The following is a 16917-nucleotide window of genomic DNA, read 5'->3' on the forward strand; positions in this document are numbered from 1 at the left end:
CGCTCCCGGCTCCGCCGCAGGCGCCGCTCCTGCCTTCGGCCCGCTCCGCCCGCGCTGCGCCGACGCGCGCCCACGAGGCCGACGCCGGGTTATAAGTCGATCACTGTAGAGAGGCAGCCACGGTCAGAACAGCCTCCGGCGGGGGCGCTCAGGCTCCGAGATGGGGGGCACCGTTCGCGAGTGCCGGCGGACAGTGGCGTGCGTGGGGTGCTCCCATCCCGTCTGCCATCGACCCAGGCAGAGCCGAGCAGACGCGGCCCATGGCGTCCAGGTCGTTCGTACAGTGGCGCGCTCCACCTGGACGCCATGAACCACGCCCGCTCCACGGTGTGTGGGCCGACGGCAGACGGGACGAGAGCTGGGGAAGGCGGTGGGTTGAGGAAGAGGAGGGCGATCAGGCGGTGGCAAGCCTGATGCGCGGACGAACGCAGAGGATCGCCTGCTACCGCGCCATCAGCGCGTCAAGGTCACCAGTCCGAGGATCACCAACGCGACTCCCATGAATCCGAACTGCAGTCTCATGCGTTCAAGGTTCTTCCAGGGCGTCCCCCATCGCGTCCTGTAGCGCGGCGAAAAGGTCACGTCTGCCCAGTCCCACACCCAGACGTCCACACCGCGATAGCCGCAGGCCACCACGATGAAAGCGCCGCCCGCGATCAGTGCGAGCACCCCACGGAGAAGCACGCCGTTCCTCCCCCTGCTCATGACTAGCGTCGCTGTCGCGGCATTGTCGCAGGAGGCGCCGAAGACAATGGGGGCGGTCCCAGGAAGGGCCGAGAGAATGGCCGCGCTCGTCAAGACTGCGTACGACGGCTGACACCAACAAGCACGAACAGCAGCGGTCGGCGCCGGACCTCAGTGGACAATCGACTGTGGCCCAGGCCCGGTTGACCGACATCGACGGTCCCCTGTGATTGACCTGATAAGGATGAGGCCACAGGTCCAAGTCCCGCGGCCGGCCAAGGGAGTCAACTTGACGAGAGTGGTCTGTGGCTTGGCCCGGCGGTTGAGACCCAACCAACCTACGCACCTGTCCAGCCGCGTGTCAGACTGCCGTTCATGACTCATAACCGAAAGGGCAATGCCGCGTAGGCGCCCCTCAGGCCTCCGGGCCGACAGCAGGCGCTTTGCCGCGCATATCCGCTACTCGAAGATCAGTCAGCTTTCCGGCTCAGCTCAGGCACAGATCATTCGGTTGGAACGGACGCGACTCCAACCCGGCCTGGTCAAGCAGGCTCTCTCGATGGACTGCCATCGCGCGGGCACCGAGCAACCAGCTACCTTCACCATTCAGCGGTCGGTGCGGAGTCACCGACTGTTGCCCAGAGCCTGCGGATGAGCGAGATCTGCTGGAACTGGCGATCTGCGCCCTCCCCAAGAAGAGCTCCCGGGAGCTCCGCAGCATCGTGCACGCACTCGATCTCAAGATCCTAGAACGCCCCGACACCGGGTCGTACAGAAACCCACCGCATCGTTGGTGGCAGAGCGCCTTCTGACTGAACCGTGCCCCTCACGTGCCCGATCGCACGGGGAAGCACGGGGAGCAAAGGGCGATCACGGTGTACCGACATGCCGACGGCCCCTGACCGAGTTACCTGGTCAGGGGCCGTTCACCTGCGGTGGGTGTGGGATTTGAACCCACGGTGACTCGCGCCACGACGGTTTTCAAGGTTCATGCCACACTCCAGAGGCTCGGACTCGCGGGCGCACTGACGGGGGACGCATGGAGCAGCGCTGGAGGAGAGTTGGCAACGGCCTGATGAACTGCATATTTGCGGTTTGGATGGGCCACGAGGCTCTCTACGGCGAGGGGTCGCGAAGGATCGGCTCCATCGTCGTGCTGGTTCTGGGCGTGGTGATGGCTGGGGACGCGATCCACGATCGCCTCCGCCCGCGACCGAGGCGGCGCAGGTCGCTGGACAAGCGCGACGCTGGTTGACCACGCTCCGCTGGCCCTGGCCATTGGGTTCGTCAAGACCGCTTGCGGCAGATGACATCAGCGGCTGACACCAACAAGCACGAACAGCGGCGGTCGAGGCCGGACCTCAGAGGCTGATCGGCCGAGGCGCACGGGCGGTTGGCCGACGTTGGTAGACCCCTGTGATCGACCTGACAAGGATGAGGCCACAGGTTCAAGACGCCGTGCCCTTACATCCCGAGCAGTGGCATTTGTAGCCGTGTTCACTACAGTGCGGATCACCACTACGAGGGGGGACAATGCCGGATTACGAGACTCACGCGAGCAGGGCCCAGGAACTTTTGGACACGGTTCATGCCAAGGACTTCCAACGCTCTGGGGCACTCGCCATCGCCGCTGCTCAGGTCCAAGCAATCCTCGCCTTGGCTGCAGCGGTCGACCGCCAGAGTCGCGTCGACGGGGACGAGGCCAGGTGATGGCACGCCCCTCGAGGCGTGCCACTCCCGTGCAAGAACGGACGGGCAAAAGGTGGCCACGGCCCGGATTCGAACCGGGGTTTCTGCGTCGGGGCGAACCCGAGCGCAGGGTCTTAGGCCGCTAGAGGACTCATGGCCAGGCGGAGACTACCAACTCGAAGACAGGCGAGCCCCTTCTGGCATCACGCTGCCACCGGTCAGCGACCGCTTCACTTCGTCCCAGGCGGCCAGCTCCTCCGCCTCGGTACCCCACCACCACCCGAAAGGCGACGAGTCGTCGTACGTCAACTCCTCCCGCCACCGGTCGAGGCTGTCAGCCAGGTGACGGCGGGCGACCGGTCCCGTCTCCGCCTCCCAGCGGGCGAGCCACGGGGCGACCGAGGAACTCGCGATCACGCAGCTCGCGAACACCTCACACGCCGAAGTGGGCGGTGACTTCGTTCTCAGGGTCTGCGTCCACCATGCGTCCAGGAATTCGGTCACTGCCCCAGCCTGCTCGCGGGGCCACCGCGACCAGCCTGCCGCGGCCAGTCCACGGGCCATGAGATCGGGATCGGACTCGCCCTCGGCGAGCACCACGACGAGTTGCGGCAGAACCCGACGGATGATCGCGGGCTGGTCGTCCCAGTGGCGAGGGTCTTTCTGCGCGACCCGGCGGACGAGGTCCGCCGGGAGCGGGACGCTAGGAGTCCGCAACAGCTCGACCTCCCCCTCATCGAAGCACCGACCGCAGCCGGCCTCGTCCGCTCGGGCCGTCATGCCGCCGAAGGTCTTCGCGACCCGCGCTATCGCAGCGACAAGGACACTGTCATCCGGAGAAGTCACCATGCATCCCATCAAGACTCCAGCAGGCTGCCCCAGCCGAAGAGAGCGACGCTACCAGGCAACAACCCGGCCATCAGAGCAGGGCGAACCTTGCCTGACGCGGAACTGGTCGAAACGGGACTCATCGAGTGGGAGCGTATGTATCCGCGGCCGAAGAGGCGGCGCCGGACCGTCTCCCGTCCATCCGAGGCAGACCAGCATTGAAAGCTGGCCGGATGATCGGCGCGGACCAGACGCCCGCCCGTACAGCAGTGCAGTACTGCAACCCCAGCATCTGCCCCTGTCTCTTGACGTCCCTCCAGGACCTCGAAGCGACCGGAATGACCGTCACTGACCCAACTGGCTAGAGCTACGGATCAGGTGTTGTCACCGGTCCGTAGCTCTGCCTTTCGCCGGCGAGCGTAGCCGTCCGGGTCTTGCTTGATAGCCATGACGTTCTCCACCCGGATGTGCACGGGCCCGCAGTGCAGTGCATCGCAGGAGCGGGGAAAGCTGCCGTCGATGAGGGAGACGCCACTGAGGACTACGCCCGCCACCTCATCAACCGCAGTGCACAGGACCGGATGGAACGAGCAGTCTTCATAGATGTCGCCCACCTGAATGCCGTTCGGATTACCGGGGTCTGGCGTCTCGCTCATGGGGCCAACCTGCCACGAAGGACGTCGTCAGCGCTCCCGCGTTCGAGGGGCACCGTCTCAGTTTCCGTCTCATTCAGTGACGATCAGGCCCGTTCGGGGTAAGCCGGAAGCGAGAAACCGCCTGGCGAACAACCGCACACGAACGCAGGTGAACGAGCCCGGACAGAGTCCCGGACGGGACCAACAGGCTTGGAAAGCGTGCACCCTCCATCGGTACGGGACAGAGGTGGTGCGCGGCCGACGCTGGCAGGTCACTGCTTGGCCATCGACGAAGCCCGGCCGTCGGTTAGGTCCCGGACGATTCTCCGGGCCGCCCCCAGACAGGCCGGGGATGCAACCATTCCTTTCAGAGCTGGAACCCCCGGAAGCCGGCCGCGCTCCTGAGACCCTAAAGGCTGGCACTGACAACGGTCTTGTACGTGATCGACCGTTGAGCGGTGCGTGTCTAACCGCGTGACAACGCCGACGGACACCGGCGGACGAGCGCGGACGTCCGCGGACCGTCGGCGCAGGTGAGAAGCACACCGACCCAAGGCAGCGCCCCCGTGCAACTTGCTTCGGGACGAAGCAGTCCTCGTGCCGCAGCCGTGCCGCATCGTGTGGTCAACCACGGTCAATGACGGCTCGCCGCAGTCGAGATGCGCCGTTCACGTGCAAGCACCGCACCGACCCATCTGCCTCGCGGGAGGCGGGGATTGTCTGATGCCCCATTGTGATTCGCGGGTGTACAACCCCGTGCGGATGCTGGCTGTCTGTTAGGCGCTGGAGGGATGATCCTTCGGTGCTTTTCCGTGAGGAGATTGGGGATCAGGTGGGGAAGCAGGTCTGGAGAGTCATCGTGGCCGGTGGTGCGGCGGCGGTGTTCACGGCCGTGGCCGCGGTGCCGGCCGGGGCGGCCGAGGGTGGGGTCTCGTTCTCCCGTGTCCAGGTGAACGGCGGTAAGTCGATTGTGATCGGGGTGTCGAAGGAGGTCGCGGCGCCCACCTCCTTCCGGATGACGACCACTCACAAGTGGAAGTGGCCAGCGGTGTTCCTGTACCGCAGTGGTTCGGGTGATCGGCTGTGGCACGCCATCGAGACGAGCGACTGCATCAAGGTGAGCTCGGGCGTCTGCGACTTCAACGAGACGATGTACTTCGACCCGAGCGTGTGGGACATGCATAACAGCGAGGCCGGGGCCTGGAAAGTCGGGGCCGAGGTGTCCTTCGAGGGCGGCGGTGGTGACACCGACGACAAGGGTCTGACGGTCCTCGTCAAGCGCAACTCCCACCTGACCGTCAACGCCTCGCCCGAACCGGTGTCCAAGGACAAGACCATGACCGTGACCGGAAAGGTCACGCGGGCCAACTGGGAGACCAGGAAGTACGCCTCCTACGGAGGCCGCCTGGTGAGCCTGCAGTTCAAGCCTGCTGGCACCGCCTCCTACACCACGGTGAAGAAGGTGTACGCGAACGGCTCGGGTGATCTCAGGACGACCGTGAAGGCCTCCAAGACGGGTACGTGGCGCTGGGTGTACTACGGCAACACCACCACCGGGGCGTCGACGTCGTCCGGGGACAACGTCGTGGTGAAGTGATGTCCGCGGTGCTGGCGGGCTGGTGGGGGCCGAACCGGCGATAGCGGCTGCGACGGTCAAGGTGTCGGGTCCGCCGCGATCGTGGCGAACCTGACACCTTGCGCTGGCCGACCGCGAGCGAAGAGGTCGTGCCAGGCCCGTGCCAGATCGTGCGGGGAACCATGGGGAACATGAGGGAACCAAGACGGCGGTAGCCAAGAGCCAACGCCGTTTCGCCGCAAGTCAGACAGGTAGCGAACCCCAGATCACCTCAGCTTCCCAAGCTGAGAGTGCGAGTTCGATTCTCGTCACCCGCTCCATATCAAGCCCCCAGGTCGGCGACCCGGGGGTTCTTTGTTGTCCCAGCCCGGCGGCTACGGTCCGTCGCCGCTCGGCGTCGGAGTGTCGATGGAAGTACCGCCGCCTCGGAGGACCGGCCGGCGCGGACCAGCTCAGTGACAGGTCAGAGCGGTGATCGGCCGGTCGGCCTCAAGTCACGGTCGCCGATGATCAGTTGGGGCTGAAGCGGCTGCGATACCTCGCCCGCGGGAAGCGGGGAGGGCGAGACGAGTTTTCCAGGAGCAGCGACCGCACGGTTTTGGTACCGGAGTTGTCCTTCACGGTGGCGGAGGTGGTCAGCTTCTGGATCTCACTGGATCTCGCTGATCCGATCGTGGAGTTCGGGTGCGCAGATGACCCTCCACCTGGGGCATTGGTTGTACGCGCACTTCAGAGCAGCCCAGACCCCGGGCCACCACCTCGGTGACACGCCGGCGCCCTCGCATCGCTAGGTTCTCCGCTATCGCGCCTGGGCGAAGGAGCCGGGTCGGCCGGCCGGGGTCTTCGCCGGGGCCGCTATCTGCTTCTTGCCGAAGTAGAGCCAGGCCAGGGTGGCGACGGCCGAGCCGTTGAGCAGGAAGAGCAGCCACAGCAGCTTCGGTACGAAGCGGACGCGGTCCGCGGGGGTGCGGGCGCAGTCGATCAGACCCCACAGCCAGATGGTGGCCGCGAGGGCGATCAGCACGAGGATCGGCAAGTCCATCATGTGCAGCATCCGTCTTCTCCTTGCTCGGGCTCGGGCCTCGGGCTCGGGCTCCGCTCGGGAGCCGCGTTCACCCCCTCATCGGACGAGCCCCTCCGATCGGTTCACGGACGCTTCGACCGATGGGCGACAGCGTTCGGCCCGCACCGGACGCCCCCCTCGACCAGTGCTTTCTCCCGCGTGCCCCTGCCGGACCGCGGCCGACGACACGCTCACACCGGAGGCGCTGTCCGGCACCGGCGTCGACGGCCGCGGCTCACAGCCGGGCGGCGCGTCCCTCATCCCCGGGATCGGCGGCGGGTCAGCCGGTACGGCCATGGACATCGCGCGAGCGCGGGCCGCTGCGCGCGTACGCGTGCGCCACCGTGACCCCGATCAGCAGGAACAGGGCGACCAGCGTCACGGGGACCGCTGCCGTCGGCCAGTGGACGGCACCGGCGGAGGCGGTGGTCAGCAGGAGGGCTGCCGTGGCCGCAGCCGTGGCGAGTCCGGTGACGAGCAGGGCGGCGAAGGCCGTGCGGCCGTCGCGGGGGCGGGCTCCGGCCGGGGAGCCGAGCCGGAGCCGGGCCCAGTCGCGGACCGCTTCCTCCGTCTCGCGTCGGCGTCGTACCGCCGCACGGATCCGGAGGGCGAGGGCGACCGTCGTGCCCGACGCGACGGCGAGGGCGGGGATCCACCACACCTCGGTCACCAGGAACAGGACGGCCGACACCCCGGCGGTGCCCCAGGCGCTCACGCAGGCCCCGGCCGCGTCACGGCGGGAGCGAGGACGGTCGGCGCCCGCGCGCAGGTCGGCGAGCGCCGGGACGTACCAGACGCTGCCGGACACGGTCAGAAGTGCGGCGGGTGGGCCCCGTCGACCGCGGCCGCCCCACCGGCAGCCGTACGGGCCACGTCGACCGTGTCCGCCGCCCCGGCCCTGTCGGCCGCGGAGACCGTGGCGCGCCGTCGCGTCCCCTCCACCGGGTGCATCTGTGCCTCGTCCACCGGACGACTCCCTCCCCTTCTCCACCTGTCCCGCCCACGGCGTACGTCCGCTCAGGGCTCGGCGGGCCGGGAAGCGCGCGCACGGGGGTGGACGCGGTGCCGCTTCCCGGCCGCCGCCTCATGATCAGCTCCGGGGCGAGGGGGTCGGGTAGGGCCGAACAGCCCTCGCGAGGGCCCTGTTCGGAGGGCCCACGGGCCCTCTTCGAACCGCGGGACCGGCGGCCGACGGCACGACGCCGGTTCCCGGGCGCGGGCCTCGGCGACGAGCGTGGATGTCCGCCTCCACCGCCGGTGGCCCCGTCAACTGCCGTTCGGCGCAGGGACGGTGAGGCGCGCGAAGGGGGACGGAGCCGCCCGGGCGGGGGGCGCGGCACGGTGTCCGTCCGGCCCCGAGCCCTGGGCCGTTCGGCCCTATCGGTGCCGGGCGGCGAAGTGATCTTCTGGCCTGGCGGCCGGGTGCCCCCGCCCACGCAACTCCCGTTCCCCCCGTACGGGATGGGCCGGAGCACTCGGTACGCGCCAAGAACGGCTCCGGCCGGTACGGACCGCACCGGCCGAGTGAAGGTTGCCGATGAACAGCCGGTCCTCAGGGAGGCTCCCTTGCGGCGCAGCTTCGTCTCGCTCTTCATGGTGCTGGCGATCGGCGGCACGATCGGCTCACTCGCGTACCCGGTGTTCTACTCGTACCCCCACCGTTTCGACGCGGTGAAGGCCGCCATCGCCGACCCCGGCCCCCTGGTGAGCACGCCCTGGGGACCGCTGAGCGCCGCCGACCGCGACCTCGTCGTACAGGTGGAGCTGGACGGACTGTGGGAGATATCCGCGGGCCGGCAGGCGGTCGAGAAGGCGCCTACGAAGGAGATCAAGGACGCGGGCAGCCAACTGGTGACCGGCCACACCGACCTCGACCAGCGTGTCCGCAAGGTGGCGAAGGACCTCGCCATCACCCTGCCGACCCAGCCGACCTCCGAACAGCAGGGCCGGCTGGCGCAGTTGGCCGCGGCTCAGGACGGCGAGTACCGGCAGCTCTTCGCGAATCTGCTGCGCGAGGAGCACGGCAGGATCTTCCAGCAGCTCGCGCAGGTGCGCAGCAGCACGCGCAACACGCTGGTACGGGACCTGGCCACGGTCGCCGATCGGACCGAGCTCGCCCATATCTCGGCGCTGGAGAGGACCGGGTACGTCGACTTCGACGCCGTCGCGCGGAACGCGACGGCGTCTCCGGCCTCGACCCCGACCGTGCTTCCGGCGCCGTCGTCGCCGTGACTCTCGGCGCGCGCCCCGCACGAGCGTGGCGCGCCGTGCGCCCCGGGAGTCGGGGCAGGCCGGAACGGCTGTTCAGGGTGCGATCGAGCAGTTTCCCCAGGCGGTGGCCAGGGCGTCGGGTATCGCCGGGATGTCACCGCAGCCGTGTGGAGCGACGGGGAATCCGTCGGTCGCGACGTAGACCCAGCCGCCGCCCGAGTCACGGAAGTACTTGGTGACGCTTCCCTCGTCCTGCATGCCCACGAGTTCCGCCTGGGTGGCGCCCGCGAAGGGCTGGAAGCGGGTGGCGGCGTAGCGGACGGTGCCGCACCGGCCGTAGAAGAGGACGTGCGGGACCGGCCCGATGTGTTCGAAGTGGGTGACGTCGTGCCGGTACGTCCGGGTGACGTCGGCCTTCACCGCGTCACCGGCGGTCAGGTTGCGGCAGCCCGCGACGGCGGTGGGCGTGCGGGCGGCCGGGGTGGTGGCCTGTTCCGTGGCCCGCTTCGGGGAGCCGGTGGCCGAGCCGTGCGACGGCGTGCCCGTGACGGCGGGACTCGCCGAGGACGACGTGGCCTCGGTGGCGGGCGCCGACGGTTCGGCCGCTCCGGCCGAAGCGGCCGCGGAGGAACCGGGGGCGCCGGCGGCGGAGCCTGTGCCCGCCGTGTCCTGGCACCCCGTCAGCAGCATGATCCCGCCCGCGAGCGCCAGCGCCGACGTACGTCTGAGACCGGCCATGACCCATCCTCTTCTCGATCGACGAACTCGTGGTCACCCCCTGTGTGACCACGACGGACGGCCCCTGTGCACCGGGCCGTCGGCTCTGCCCCACAGGACAGCAAGCGACCGCCCGGCAGTTGCACAGGGAGGCACGCGGGACGGTCTCGATTCCGCATACGTGCCGTGCGGCCCGTGCCGTCGCCGTGCCGCCCCCGAGAACGGCGGGAACGGCCTCGTCACCGGCGCCGGCACGGGTTCGATTTTCGTCACACCGTCCGGACTCCGCCGCCGTACGGCCCCTGACAGATTCTCTGCCGCCCGAGCCGGCCGATATCTGTAGCAGCGACATGAGAAATCGGCGCCGGGCACGATGAGAATTTCTTGATCGACAGATGGGTCGAGATTTTCCGCGACGCACAATCGACCGCGCCATGCTACTGTCGATAGCAGTTGCAGTTGTGGTTCCCAAAACTTGCGAGCATCCACCCTGTCGTTACCGGGTGGAGTTCTTTTGTGTCTCCGGTAGTTTTCCGGCGGGGCAATCATCACGGCGACGCGGGATCCGCACAGTGTGGATCCCCAGCACCGTCCCGAAGGAGAATTGACATGGCTACTGGCACCGTGAAGTGGTTCAACGCGGAAAAGGGCTTCGGCTTCATCGAGCAGGACGGCGGCGGCCCCGACGTCTTCGCCCACTACTCGAACATCGCCAGCTCCGGCTTCCGTGAGCTCCAGGAAGGCCAGAAGGTGTCCTTCGACATCGCGCAGGGCCAGAAGGGCCCGACGGCGGAGAACATCGTTTCCGTCTGACACCGGCACGCACGGCGAAGCTGGGGCCCGCACCTTGGGGTGCGCCCCAGCTCGCCGCATTTTCGGCACGTGGCGCGGACGTCCCGGCAGAGCGGACGCCCCGGCAGACCACGGCGCGTTCGACCCGACCGCACTTCCGGGTTCCGGGTTCCGGATGACCTTTCCGCCGCGTTTCCCGACCTCCTGCCGCCGACGCCAGGGGTCCACGCCCGGTCGACCGCCCGGCCCACGCCCGATCCGCTCGTGATCCGCTCCTGAGGCCCGCCGGTCCGATCCGGGTCACCCCCGTTCCACGTCCGGACCGTTCCGGCTCGATGCTCGTTCCGGGTCCGCGCCCGATCCGTTTTTCTCACCACCTGCCATTCTCCCTGTTTCCGGGATGCCGCCACTTCCCAGGCATCACATCCCGTGAGAATTCCGTACCGATCAAATTCGTTCGGTACGGAATTACGTTCGGCTCGTTCTCGCAATTCTCTGCGCGGCTCATTCGCTGCGGGAATTCCTTGATACGTGCCCGGTCAAGGAAGGTTCCGCATGAACCGCACACGCACGAACGATCGCTTCCCCCGCACCCGCACCGAAGGCGCCGGCAACCGAAGGAGCGGCAGCCGCTTCGGAGCCGGTTCCACCGGCCGGTCCGGTGCTCCCGGCCGGTCGAAGAGCTACGGACGCCAGCAGAACTCACTGCAGGGCGAGTTCGCACTGCCGGTGACGATCACCCCCGCTCTGCCGGCCGTGGAGGCGTTCGCCGATCTCGGCCTGCCGGACCCCTTGCTGGCGGCGCTCGGCCACGAAGGCGTGTCCGTCCCCTTCCCGATCCAGGCGGCGACCCTGCCGAACACCCTGGCGGGCCGTGACGTACTCGGCCGGGGCCGCACCGGCTCGGGCAAGACCCTGGCCTTCGGCCTCGCGCTGCTGGCCCGTACCGCCGGGCAGCGCGCCGAGCCCCGGCAGCCGCTGGCCCTGGTCCTCGTGCCGACCCGGGAACTGGCCCAGCAGGTCACCGACGCGCTCACCCCGTACGCCCGTTCCCTGCGGCTGCGGACGGCCACCGTGGTCGGCGGGATGTCGATCGGCCGACAGGCCGGTGCCCTGCGCGGCGGGGTCGAAGTCGTCGTCGCGACTCCGGGACGGCTCAAGGACCTCATCGAACGGGGCGACTGCCGGCTGGACCGGGTCGCCATCACCGTCCTCGACGAGGCCGACCAGATGGCCGACATGGGTTTCATGCCCCAGGTCACGGCGCTGCTCGACCAGGTGCGTCCGGAGGGGCAGCGGATGCTCTTCTCCGCCACCCTGGACCGCAACGTCGATCTGCTGGTGCGCCGCTACCTGGCCGACCCGGTGGTCCACTCCGTGGACCCGTCCGCGGGCGCGGTCACGACGATGGAGCACCACGTGCTCCACGTGCACGCCGCGGACAAGCACCGGACGACCACCGAGATCGCGGCACGCGACGGCCGGGTGATCATGTTCCTGGACACCAAGCACGCGGTGGACCGGCTGACCGAGCACCTGCTGAACAGCGGGGTGCGCGCCGCGTCCCTGCACGGCGGCAAGTCCCAGCCGCAGCGCACCCGGACCCTGGATCAGTTCAAGACCGGGCATGTGACGGTCCTGGTGGCGACCAATGTCGCGGCGCGCGGCATCCATGTCGACCAGCTCGACCTCGTGGTCAACGTCGATCCGCCGACCGACCCCAAGGACTATCTGCACCGCGGCGGGCGTACGGCCCGTGCGGGCGAGTCCGGCAGCGTCGTGACCCTGGTGACGCCCAACCAGCGCCGGGACATGAGCCGCCTGATGGCGGCCGCCGGCATCACCCCGCAGACCAGTCAGGTGCGTTCGGGTGAGGAAGAACTGAGCCGCATCACCGGCGCCCAGGCTCCGTCGGGCGTGCCGGTCGTCATTCGCGCGCCGGTGACGGAGCGTCCCCGCCGTGGCACCTCCGCCGCCTCCCGTGGCCGGCGTGGCCGCTCCGGCCAGGGCCGGTCCACCGGTACCGCTGCACGCCGCTCCGCCCAGCAGTAGTCCGGAACCCGACAGCGGCCGTGGGCCGGGCGAGGACCGGGACCCCGCCCGGCAGCCCAGGCCTCCGGCCCGCTCTCCCACCCGCTCCGGAACGCCTCGTCCCTGCTCGGCGGCCCCGCCCCGCTCGGACTCCGAGGACGTCCGCGTGCGTCGCGTACGCCAGAACACCATGAGGGCCCCGCCGGCACAGCCGGCGGGGCCCTCATCGCTGCGTGCCGTGGTATCCCTACGCCTCGAACACGCAAAATCTGTCGTGGCCACAGTAGACATCGGTGGGTGATCTAGTTAGGGTTTTTTACGTAGACATCGTCGTTCCGGCGTACTTCGATACCGGCACGGCAAGCGTTCGATCCAGAGGAAGGACCGAGGAAGCAGGCGCCATCAGGATCGCCCGGCCCGTGACGCATCCCGGTCCGGGTGAGGCAAGAGCCCGGAATGGAAGGTGGTTCCAGGTCACGCGTACACGATCCCCGCTCACCCGCCCGTCCCTCGGGCCCGGTAGCGGAAACAGAACGTCGGCTCCGCAGTAGAGCCGGCAGATGGTGTTCAATTCCCTCGGGGCCCAGGTGCCGTACGGCATCGGGGCCCCTCGACGCGTGCCACAACGAGGTGAAATGACAGCGGACACTCCACTCAGTGGTCGTCTCGACGACGACGACTATCCCGCGTACACGATGGGCAGGGCCGCCGAGATGCTCGGCACGACGCCCGGCTTCCTCCGGGCCATCGGTGAGGCCCGTCTGATCACTCCGCTCCGCTCGGAGGGCGGCCACCGTCGCTACTCCCGCTATCAGCTGAGGATCGCCGCCCGCGCGCGGGAACTCGTCGACCGGGGGACCCCGATCGAGGCCGCTTGTCGCATCGTCATTCTCGAGGACCAGCTCGAGGACGCTCAGCGCATCAACGCCGAGTACCGGCGCGCCGCACAGGCGGCACCGGACGGGGCCGGCGCGGGCTGACCGCGCCCCGGTCGCGCATCGCGTTGACACGGGGAGTCGCCCAGCGTTGACTGACAGACGGCGTACAGCCCATTCCTCCGGTGACCGTGGCGGCCGTGAGCACCACGGTGACGCCCTTCCGGAGCGCCCCGCCCGATCGGCAGCACCGATCGACACCACCGGTCGTCGCCACCGGATCGCCCTGCGCGCCCGGCCGGTACGACGGACAGGAAGCGGCACACGATGATGTACGACCAGTCACGCGCCCAGCAGCCCCCGGACAAGCGGCCCGGTTCGGCCGGACGTCGTACGCCGGGCCCGGAACCGCTGCTCGGGGCGGACGAGCGGGCCGAACTCACCGGGCGGCTTAACCACGCCCTCAACACGTTCGCGCACAGCCCGCTCGAAGCGCTGGAAGAGGCCGAGACCGCGTTCGACGAGGCCGCGGCACAGCTCATGAGCGCCCTCACGGAACGACGGCGCGCCCTCCACGCGGGCTGGCACGGCCAGGACCCGGAGACCCAGGGCGAGGAACTGCGTCACGCGCTGCGACAGTACCGCGAGATGACGCAGCGGCTGCTGCGCATGTGACCACGCGCCGCTCCCGGTCCACGCCGCTCCCGGACCGAGCCGCTCCCGGTCCGCGCCCTCCGTTCCGGCCCTCGGTCACCCGGCCGGCGCGGCTCCCGGGTCTTACCGTCCGGTGACGTGGCGGGCGTGGTGCTGCCGCCGGACCCGGCGGCGGTCCTAGCGTGCCTTCCATGCGTGTACTGGTCACCGGCGGTGCCGGGTTCATCGGACGTCACATCGTCGCGGCCCTGCGGGCGCGAGGGCACGAGGCGGTCGTGTTCGACCTGCGGGACGGACAGGACGTGCGGGACGCCGGAGCCGTCGCGGGAGCGCTGGCCGGCGTGGACGCGGTGTGCCATCAGGCCGCGATGGTGGGTCTCGGCGCCGGCTTCGCCGACGCGGTCGCCTACGTGTCGCGCAACGACCTCGGCACGGCCGTGCTGCTCACCGGAATGGCTGACGCGGGGGTACGACGGCTCGTGCTCGCCGGTTCGATGGTCGTGTACGGGGAGGGGCGGTACGCCTGCGAGCGGCACGGTGTGGTCCGGCCCGGACCGCGGGCCGTCACCGATCTGGACGCGGGGCGCTTCGAGCCCGGATGCCCGCGCTGCGGTGCGGAGTTGGCGCCCGGCCTGGTGGGTGAGGACGCTCCGCTCGATCCGCGCAACGTGTACGCGACGACCAAGCTGGCCCAGGAACACCTCGCGGCGGCGTGGGCCCGCGCCACCGCCGGCACCGCGGTGTCACTGCGCTATCACAACGTCTACGGCCCCGGGATGCCCCGCGACACCCCGTACGCGGGCGTCGCCTCCTTCTTCCGTTCCGCTCTCGCCCGCGGTGAGGCCCCGCGGGTCTTCGAGGACGGCGGACAGCGGCGGGACTTCGTCCACGTGACCGACGTGGCCGCCGCCAACGTGGCGGCTCTTGAGGCGAGTTCGCCGCACGGCTCGCTCGCCGTCTACAACACCGGCAGTGGCGAGCCCCGTACGGTCGGCGAGATGGCCCGGGCGCTGGCCGACGCGTACGGGGGCCCCGAGCCGGTCGTGACGGGGGAGTACCGGCTGGGCGACGTACGGCACATCACCGCGGACTCGGCCCGGCTGCGGGCGGAGCTGGGGTGGCGTCCGGAGATCGGATTCGCCGAGGGGATGAAGGAGTTCGCGACGGCGCCGCTGGGCGGGGCGTAGGGCTCCGGGGGCGGCGCTCACACCCCGGCCATCGGGAGGGTGACCTCGAAGCGGCAGCCGCCGGGGACGTTGTGGACGGCGGCCATGCCCCGGTGCGCCTCCACGATGCCGCGGACGATGGCGAGGCCGAGGCCCGCTCCGGCGGGCGGCGTACGGGCGTGGGTGCCGCGCCAGCCGGTGTCGAAGACCCGGGGGATGTCCTCCTCCGGGATGCCCCCGCAGCCGTCGGTGACGGACAGGACCACGCCCGCGGCCGAGCGTTCGGCGGCGACCGCGACCGTGCCGTCGGCGGGCGTGCGGCGGATCGCGTTGACGAGGAGGTTGCCCAGGACCCGGCTCATCTCCTTGCCGTCCACCTCGACCGGCACCTGCTCGATACGGCTCCCGACCAGCCGCACACCGTGCTCGCGGGCCAGCGGGTCCGCTCCCGCGAGGGCGTCGCCCACGAGGTCGTACACGGAGACGCGGGAGGGGGAGAGGACGAGCGCGCCGGCGTGGATCCGGGAGAGTTCGAAGAGGTCTCCGACCATGTCGTTGAGGCGTTCCACCTCGGTGCGCATCTGGCGCAGATAGCGGTTCGGGTCCGCCGCCACCCCGTCCTCCAGGGCCTCCGACATCGCGCGCAGCCCGGCGAGCGGGGTGCGCAGGTCGTGCGAGATCCACGCGACGAGTTCGCGGCGCGAGGTCTCCAGGGCTCTTTCGCGGTCGCGGGACTCGGCCAGCCTGCGGCTGGTGTCCGCCAGTTCACGGCTGAGCGCGGAAAGTTCGGCGGTCGTCGGGCCCGCGGGGGCCGCGAAGTCGCCGCCGTCGCCGAAGGAACGGGCGGCGAGGGTCAGCGCCCTGCTGCGCGCCACGACCCAGCGGCCCAGCAGCAGCGCGGTGGCCAGGGAGACGGCGGCCGCCATGGCGACCACCGTGGTGACCACGCTCAGGTCGTGCGGCGACAGGAACATCGCCCACGCCACCGCCAGGGTTCCCGCGAGCATCGCGCAGACCGCGACGGCGGCGATGACGGCGAGGGACGCGGTGAGCGAACGGTGCCGGAGGAGCCGGAGGGCGCCCGCTCCGAGCAGGCCCGCGGCGGCGGCGCCCAGGAAGGCGTACAGGGCCATGACCAGTATGTCGTTCACGAGCCGGTCTCCTTCGCGGTCGCGGGATGTTCCCGTCCGGGTCCGGCGGGGGCGCCCTCCGACCCCGTGCCGTCGAAGCGGTAGCCCACGCCCCACACCGTCTGGATCAGGCGGGGCCGGGCGGGGTCGTCCTCGACCTTGCCGCGCAGCCTGCGTACGTGGACGGTGACCGTCGACAGGTCGCCGAAGTCCCAGCCCCACACCTCGCGCATCAGGTCCTCACGGGCGTACGCGCGGCCGGGGTTGCGCAGGAAGAAGGCGAGGAGGTCGAACTCGCGCAGGGTGAGGGCGAGTTCGGTGCCGTTCTTGGTGGCGCGACGGGCCGACGGGTCGACGGCGAGCCCCCCGGCGTGCAGCGGGCGCGCGGCGGACACCGGCCGGGTCCTGCGGAGTACGGACTCGACCCGCAGGACCAGTTCCCGGGGGCTGAACGGCTTGGTGACGTAGTCGTCGGCGCCGACCTCCAGGCCGAGGATCCGGTCGTCCTCGTCGCCGCGAGCGGTGAGCATGATGACCGGCACGGGCCCCTGGGCGCGCAGCCGGCGGCACACCTCCAGGCCGTCCATGCCCGGCAGCATCAGGTCGAGCACCACCAGGTCGGGCCGGTGCGCGGTCGCGCGGGCGAGGGCCACGATGCCGTCCGCCGCCCGGTCCACGCGATATCCGGCGCGTTCGAGGTACCCGGAGACGACCTCGGCGACGGTCGGATCGTCGTCCACGACGAGCACGCGGGTGGTGACTCCCGTGCTCGGGGGCGGTTCGGCACCTGGGGATTCGGGCGGTTGATCCATGGATCCAGCGTCCCACCCGGCTCGGTCCGGTGCGGCTCCTCGACGCCGACGTCC

General features: G+C 69.9%; 16 protein-coding genes and 1 tRNA gene. 7 read left to right on the forward strand and 10 right to left on the reverse strand.

The features are described 5' to 3' along the window. Positions 1-453 precede the first annotated feature (453 nt). From ACWEBX_RS08795 to ACWEBX_RS08810, 4 genes are all read right to left on the reverse strand, one after another. Positions 454-669 carry a hypothetical protein gene (locus ACWEBX_RS08795; protein ID WP_451884199.1) on the reverse strand — a complete coding sequence of 72 codons (216 nt, stop codon included), beginning with the start codon at positions 667-669 and terminating at the stop codon, positions 454-456. 1778 nt (positions 670-2447) lie between these two features. After that, a tRNA-OTHER gene (locus ACWEBX_RS08800) sits at positions 2448-2532 on the reverse strand. A gap of 9 nt (positions 2533-2541) precedes the next feature. Then, positions 2542-3153, reverse strand: a complete 612-nt coding sequence (locus tag ACWEBX_RS08805; protein ID WP_451884200.1) for a hypothetical protein — start codon at positions 3151-3153, stop codon at positions 2542-2544. A 422-nt stretch (positions 3154-3575) separates the two neighbouring features. Continuing rightward, positions 3576-3857 carry a hypothetical protein gene (locus ACWEBX_RS08810; RefSeq protein ID WP_451884201.1) on the reverse strand — a complete coding sequence of 94 codons (282 nt, stop codon included), beginning with the start codon at positions 3855-3857 and terminating at the stop codon, positions 3576-3578. 811 nt (positions 3858-4668) lie between these two features. On the opposite strand from ACWEBX_RS08810, the gene ACWEBX_RS08815 reads away from it, so the two are divergent. Further along, positions 4669-5433, forward strand: a complete 765-nt coding sequence (locus tag ACWEBX_RS08815) for a hypothetical protein (protein ID WP_451884202.1) — start codon at positions 4669-4671, stop codon at positions 5431-5433. 778 nt (positions 5434-6211) lie between these two features. Here the strand turns inward: ACWEBX_RS08815 and ACWEBX_RS08820 are convergent. The 3 genes from ACWEBX_RS08820 to ACWEBX_RS08830 all read right to left on the reverse strand — a co-directional run bounded on the left by ACWEBX_RS08820 (position 6212) and on the right by ACWEBX_RS08830 (position 7441). After that, positions 6212-6466, reverse strand: a complete 255-nt coding sequence (locus tag ACWEBX_RS08820; RefSeq protein ID WP_451884203.1) for a hypothetical protein — start codon at positions 6464-6466, stop codon at positions 6212-6214. Between the two features lie 289 nt (positions 6467-6755). Beyond that, on the reverse strand, positions 6756-7283 hold the full coding sequence (locus ACWEBX_RS08825; RefSeq protein WP_451884204.1) for a hypothetical protein: 528 nt from the start codon (positions 7281-7283) through the stop codon (positions 6756-6758). Positions 7284-7285: 2 nt separating this feature from the next. Further along, a complete protein-coding gene (locus ACWEBX_RS08830; protein ID WP_451884205.1) occupies positions 7286-7441 on the reverse strand; it encodes a hypothetical protein in 156 nt (51 codons plus the stop codon). A gap of 600 nt (positions 7442-8041) precedes the next feature. Here ACWEBX_RS08830 and ACWEBX_RS08835 point away from each other — a divergent pair. Continuing rightward, a complete protein-coding gene (locus ACWEBX_RS08835) occupies positions 8042-8707 on the forward strand; it encodes a DUF4142 domain-containing protein (RefSeq protein WP_451884206.1) in 666 nt (221 codons plus the stop codon). A gap of 72 nt (positions 8708-8779) precedes the next feature. Here ACWEBX_RS08835 and ACWEBX_RS08840 read toward each other — a convergent pair whose 3' ends face one another. Next, positions 8780-9424, reverse strand: coding sequence for a hypothetical protein (locus tag ACWEBX_RS08840; protein ID WP_451884207.1), 645 nt, complete (start codon positions 9422-9424; stop codon positions 8780-8782). A 588-nt stretch (positions 9425-10012) separates the two neighbouring features. Here ACWEBX_RS08840 and ACWEBX_RS08845 point away from each other — a divergent pair. From ACWEBX_RS08845 to ACWEBX_RS08865, 5 genes are all read left to right on the forward strand, one after another. Next, the gene (locus ACWEBX_RS08845; protein ID WP_073754952.1) at positions 10013-10216 is read left to right on the forward strand and encodes a cold-shock protein; all 204 of its coding nucleotides are present in this window, start codon (positions 10013-10015) and stop codon (positions 10214-10216) included. A gap of 534 nt (positions 10217-10750) precedes the next feature. Continuing rightward, positions 10751-12247: a DEAD/DEAH box helicase gene (locus tag ACWEBX_RS08850; protein WP_451884208.1), complete on the forward strand. Its 1497-nt coding sequence runs from the start codon at positions 10751-10753 to the stop codon at positions 12245-12247. A gap of 614 nt (positions 12248-12861) precedes the next feature. Continuing rightward, on the forward strand, positions 12862-13206 hold the full coding sequence (locus ACWEBX_RS08855; RefSeq protein WP_451884209.1) for a helix-turn-helix domain-containing protein: 345 nt from the start codon (positions 12862-12864) through the stop codon (positions 13204-13206). A 222-nt stretch (positions 13207-13428) separates the two neighbouring features. Next, positions 13429-13776, forward strand: a complete 348-nt coding sequence (locus ACWEBX_RS08860; protein ID WP_451884210.1) for a hypothetical protein — start codon at positions 13429-13431, stop codon at positions 13774-13776. Positions 13777-13946: 170 nt separating this feature from the next. Continuing rightward, a complete protein-coding gene (locus ACWEBX_RS08865; protein ID WP_451884211.1) occupies positions 13947-14942 on the forward strand; it encodes an NAD-dependent epimerase/dehydratase family protein in 996 nt (331 codons plus the stop codon). Between the two features lie 17 nt (positions 14943-14959). Here ACWEBX_RS08865 and ACWEBX_RS08870 read toward each other — a convergent pair whose 3' ends face one another. Together ACWEBX_RS08870 and ACWEBX_RS08875 are read right to left on the reverse strand one after the other, a co-directional pair. Beyond that, positions 14960-16054 carry a sensor histidine kinase gene (locus ACWEBX_RS08870; protein WP_451884270.1) on the reverse strand — a complete coding sequence of 365 codons (1095 nt, stop codon included), beginning with the start codon at positions 16052-16054 and terminating at the stop codon, positions 14960-14962. A gap of 14 nt (positions 16055-16068) precedes the next feature. Next, positions 16069-16863: a response regulator transcription factor gene (locus ACWEBX_RS08875; protein WP_451884212.1), complete on the reverse strand. Its 795-nt coding sequence runs from the start codon at positions 16861-16863 to the stop codon at positions 16069-16071. Positions 16864-16917 lie beyond the last annotated feature (54 nt).

It is taken from the genome of Streptomyces sp. NPDC005070, assembly GCF_053600395.1.